This is a genomic window from Helicobacter apodemus, from assembly GCF_000765745.2.
In the GTDB taxonomy this organism is placed as follows: Bacteria; Campylobacterota; Campylobacteria; order Campylobacterales; family Helicobacteraceae; genus Helicobacter_D; species Helicobacter_D apodemus.
On the sequence record NZ_JRPC02000044.1, the window covers coordinates 1 to 4,389 of the forward strand.

1 protein-coding gene is annotated in these 4,389 nt (G+C 33.0%); it reads right to left on the reverse strand.

All coding sequences use genetic code 11. The annotated features are described in order from the left end of the window. On the reverse strand, nucleotides 1-4,389 hold a 4,389-nt coding region (locus LS72_RS10975; protein WP_194145606.1), incomplete at both ends, for a putative barnase/colicin E5 family endoribonuclease.

Below are 4,389 nucleotides of genomic sequence, written 5' to 3' on the forward strand. Positions count from 1 at the left end.
TTTTGTGAAGTATTAGCAGTTGCGAATTCCTCTTTTAATGTAGGTGTTTGTAGATTATCTATGGGTTTAATGCCTGTTGTTAATTCTTGCTCTTTAATAATACCCTCTTGCTTTTCTTTTAAGGCTTTATCTAAAAGGCTTTGGTTTGTTTGGGATTGTGGTATAATGGTGTTAGAGTTTGGTAAGGGGTGCTTATCAGTAAAAAGGGTATCGCCGAAAGTCTTATCCTTTGCTCTATCCACTTCATACGCAGTTATTACCCAATGATTCTCACCATCACCTTTAAATCCTTTAGAAATTCCTAGCTTGTAGTATTCCCCATTCTCTCCTTTATGCCATAGAGTTAATGCACTTTTATCATCAATAACTTCCCCCCTCTTTACAATCTGCGGAATAAGATTTATATCAAAGTCTGGATGCTTATCTATTATATGTGCTAAGCCATATCCTTTATGGGTTTGTGGGTTTGTAACTTCTCCCCAAACTAAATCAATCTCCCCATTCCCACTAAGCTCTTTTAAATCCTCTCTAAAAAACGCTCCTGCAACTTGCCCTTTATATCCACCTTGCTCTATCTCCTCTTGTGTTAGATTCCTTGCTGCTTTTCTTATTTCATAATCTTTAGCTTCTGCTAATATCTTATTAATAGCTCTCTTGCCATCTCTATAATATTCTGCATAGTTTATTCCAAATTCTGCAATAGGAGAGAGATTAAAATCTTTTTGAATAGATTCTCTAACTTGTTTTATTTCTTCTAAAATATCCTCTTTATAGTAGCCTCGTTGAAGTCTATTTTGTAGATACTTACTATCTGTCCCATATTTGTTAGAGTAGAGTTTAAGTCTTTGGTGTGGAAGTTCTATAAAAATATCTAATCCATTCTCTTTTGCTATAAAGCTCTCTTTTTGTTCTTGAAGCTTTTTTATTTCTGCCTCTATGGTTTCCTTGCTTAGTTTTGCTTGATTATGTTCTGCATTAATGGCATTGATTGCTTTTTGTAAAAGACTGATTTCTTGAGATATATCATTGCCTTGTTCTTGATATTGTAGGTATTTTTCATAAGTCTTTCTTAGGGATTCTTCTGCTTTAAAGTTTGTTGTTCTTTTTACCCATTTTCCTTTTACTTTCTCTCTCCAATTAAGGGTGATGAGTTCTTTGTCTTTCCATTGCTGGGCTAAAGATTCTAAGATAGGCTTAATCTTTGGTTTATAGGGTTCTTTTGTTTGTGCGTCTTTAATAGCAGATTCTAAGCCTTGTAATGTTTGGGATTGTGGTATAATTGCCTCATCAATCTTGTTGGTGGAGTATCGCGAAGCCTGTAAAAGCGTTTGCAAGATAGAACTGGCGTTTGGAGATTGATATACAATTTCACCCCCCGCGTTTAACTTATTTGTTAAATTATTGCTTTCTTTGATTCCATTAGAAATACTTACCAAATATTCTCCATTATCAAAGCTTACATTTACAAAATAATCATCATCTTTTAAGTGTTTGATTAATAAAAAATCCCCCGCTTGGTCTTTAATTATTGCCTCTGGTTCATCTAATACTTGCTTGATTTGTGGTATAAATTCCTCTCTACCTTGTGAAACTAACTTTAATAAACTTCCCTTTTGTAGTTTTATCTCTTTTCCCCCTAATGCTTCTTTGATTTCATCGCTATGTTGTGGGGTATAAGAATCCTCTAAACTTTTAAGGTTAAAAGTCTCTAGCCACTGATTTTGGGTTTGTGTGGTTAAAATATGCTCTTTGCCCTTTGTATCTGTAAAAGTAATCTCTACTAAAGGGGTTTTTTTCTCTGCATTAAATGCCTGTTCTTTTTCTCTTAGCTTAGGGAGTAAGCTTAGGGTATGGCTAGTTTCCTCACTACTTAATCCTTTAGCAATTAACACTTCTAAGAAGTCATAAATATCCACTTCACTTAAGGGCTTATTTATAAAGAGATTATTAGAAATATCGATTAAATCGCTTTTAATATTTTTTAAATCTAAAAATAAAGAATTACTAGGATTTTCTAGCCTTATATACCGACTTAGTGCATAACCTAAAGCTTCACTGACTAGATTTTTATACACTTCTTTATCAATTTGCGTATAAGCATTGATTCCACTCTCATTAGTAGTCTTTAAAAAATGCTCTATCTTTTCATTTAAAGCTTTAAAGTTTTCTTGCCTAGTAGCTCTTAATCCATTCCCAGCACTTAAAATCATATCCAGCAAATAAGGTCTAAGATTAAGGTTTTTAAATCCTATCTTTTCTAAAGCATTAAGGTTATAAAAACTCCCCGCATTATCAATAAACATATTTTTAAAAGCCTCAAAGTCATTTGGGTCTAATTCTCTTTGGAGTTTATTAAACACATCGGCAATAGAATTGCCATTAGTGTTTTTAGCCATTTTGCTTAAAAGGGCTAGATTTGTTTCTTGGGTTTTAGGAAGCTTATTATCATTATCTAATCGCCTAGCAACATTACGCTTTAACTCCTCTAAACTTTCACCCTCTAAGAAACTGGGTAAATGTTTCATTTGTGTATCATATTTGCCTAAGAGAGAAATAGCCTTATCACCTTCAGAGCTAATCCTCTCTAAGTTAGAAGCTAGGGCTAGATTAATAAGCTCTTTTTGGCTTAAATCCTCTTTAGGTGTTCTAAGTAATAATTCTCCATCTGCTAAATCCACTCCATAGTGTTCTTTAATACCCTCTTTATAAAGTCTTTGAGAATTTGCATTAAACTTTTGCATTCCTGCTACTCTATGATTCCCACTTAAAACTTGTCCATCTTTTAAGATAATGGGCAAATCATCAAATCCACCCCTAGAAAAGATTAAAGATGGATTAAAAGATTGGGCGATTTTATCTACTAAAGATTCATCAACAACTGCTCTAGTTTGTGTTCCACTTTGGGTGTTAAAGTTTGGTTTTACATCCTCTGCTTTTACTTTTATGAAGTCTAAAGGAATGATTTGTTTATCACTTAGGCTAATACTGGCTTTGAGGTTAGGGATTAATGTTTTTTCTATGCTTTCCCCTAGAATTAAATTCCTTTCATTAACACTAAGTCCGCTTAAAGCTTCTTTTTCTTTAGCTATTGCTTCTAACTTATCCTTAGTTTCTTGAGCTTTTAGGGATTGTTCTTGGAGTTGCTTTTGTAGGGCTTGTTCTTTTTGTTGTAGCATTATTTCTTTTTCTTTTAAAGATTTTTCTAAAATACTTTGGTTTGTAGGGGATTGTGGTATAATGTGTGTATCAAGTTGCTTAGAGAACATTTTAGGTGTAAAAGCTTCAGTGAGTATATTTGAAGCTTCCTTGTTTAAAAACAATACTTCCCCCTGTGTATTTAGCTTATTTTTTAAATTTTGTATAGTTTTAAAGGAATTACTCCTCACTATCATCTCACCATTTTGCCCCTTTGAAACACTCGTAAAGAAACTCTCTTTGCCTATATCTTTTATAAAAATTAAAGAATCTAAATGTTTTAAAATAACATCGGGATTTTCTAGTGTTGGTTTGATATGGGGTAAAAACTCTAAACGCTCACGCTTATCTAATTTTACTAAACTACCGCTTTTTAGTTGTATCTTATCAATGCCTATAGATTGCAACACTGCTTTAACTTCTGGAATAAAGCTAGGAATAAAATCTTGTTCTAAACTCTCTAAATTAAATTCCTTAAGCCATTGTTCTTTTAAATCTTGAGGAATCTCTTGGGCTCCTCTCCCCTCTTTTGCTACTCTTAAAGCTTCCTCTTTTACTTCACTAACCTGTTCTACTATTCTTTCTACTAGCTCTTTAGTAGGGGAATTAAATCCACCCCTATTAGCTCTTTGAGTGATATTAAAATTAAAATTCTCTAAAGAGCTAGATTCTTTTAAGGCTTTGCCTAAATGGTATTTTAATGCTGCCTTTTGGATACCTTGTCCCATAGTTGGGAATATCATACCAAATAGCAATCCATCGTGAGGTAGATTGCGATAAATAATGCCAAATAAACCACTTACACCCATATGCTTAAAAGGACCGCTGATATTTGTAGCAATGTTTGTATTGTTTTCTTTAGGATTTGCATTGGGTAAGTTGCTTAAAATATCCGCATCTCTTTTAAAAAGCGTATTAAAATCCTTTATAACTTGGATATATTCTTTAGCTCCTGTGCTTTTAAATATTTCTTTGTTTTGGGCTAGAGTATCTAAAAAGAGTTCAGAGTTAAAGACTTTTATATGTTTATCTGCTACTAGAGAGGATTGAAATATTTTATGTAAGAGGTTGAGTTCTAAAGATTGTCTATTTTGCTCTGTTAATCCTTTGGTTAGCTCATTGAAGTTATTAAGCAAAGTTTTATCAATCATTCCTGTCTCTTTAATCTTACCTGCTCCTTTGGCATTTTTTAAG